This is a genomic window from Streptomyces sp. M2CJ-2, from assembly GCF_016757295.1.
Lineage (GTDB): Bacteria > Actinomycetota > Actinomycetes > Streptomycetales > Streptomycetaceae > Streptomyces.
Map to the genome: position 1 here is coordinate 1 of NZ_JAESIF010000178.1, position 1,127 is coordinate 1,127.

1 pseudogene is annotated in these 1,127 nt (G+C 71.2%); it reads left to right on the plus strand.

Annotated features, from left to right (window positions below):
• Nucleotides 1-1,127, plus strand: a pseudogene (locus tag JL475_RS38445) (alpha-1,4-glucan--maltose-1-phosphate maltosyltransferase); the annotation flags it as partial.

Below are 1,127 nucleotides of genomic sequence, written 5' to 3' on the forward strand. Positions count from 1 at the left end.
CTGCGCGAACCGGTCACCACCGGCGACCCGATGCCCCTGCTGGTGGAACGCGAACGCGCCCTGTACGGCTCCTGGTACGAGTTCTTCCCCCGCTCCGAGGGCACCGCCGACCAGCCGCACGGCACCCTGCGCACCGCCGCCCGCCGGCTGCCCGCGATCGCCGCCATGGGCTTCGACGTCGTCTACCTCCCGCCCATCCACCCCATCGGCACCACCCACCGCAAGGGCCGCGACAACACCCTCACCGCCACCCCCGACGACGTCGGCGTGCCCTGGGCCATCGGCTCCCCCGAGGGCGGCCACGACACCGTCCACCCCCGCCTGGGCACCCTGGCCGACTTCACCTGGTTCGTCCGCCGCGCCGGCGAGCTGGGCCTGGAGATCGCCCTGGACTTCGCCCTGCAGTGCTCCCCCGACCACCCCTGGGTGCACAAACACCCCCGGTGGTTCCACCACCGCCCCGACGGCACCATCGCACACGCGGAGAACCCGCCCAAGAAGTACCAGGACATCTACCCGCTCGCCTTCGACGCCGACCCGGACGGCCTGCTCGCCGAGACCTGCCGGCTGCTGCGGCACTGGATGGCCGCCGGGGTGCGGATCTTCCGGGTGGACAACCCGCACACCAAGCCGGTGGCCTTCTGGGAACGGGTGCTCAACGAGATCAACGGCACCGACCCCGACGTCGTCTTCCTGGCGGAGGCCTTCACCCGCCCGGCGATGATGCACGCCCTGGCCCAGATCGGCTTCCAGCAGTCCTACACCTACTTCACCTGGCGCACCACCAAGCGGGAACTGACCGACTACCTCACCGAACTGTCCGGGGAGGCGGCCTGCTACATGCGGCCCAACCTGTTCGCCAACACCCCCGACATCCTGCACGCCTACCTGCAGCACGGCGGCCGGCCCGCCTTCGAGGTGCGGGCCGTGCTGGCCGCCACCCTCTCCCCGTCCTGGGGCGTCTACAGCGGCTACGAGCTGTGCGAGAACACCCCGCTGCGGGAGGGCTCCGAGGAGTACCTGCACTCGGAGAAGTACCAGCTCACCGCCCGTGACTGGGAGGGCGCCGAGCGCCGGGGCCAGAGCATCGCCCCCCTGATCACCCGGCTCAACACCATCCGACGGGA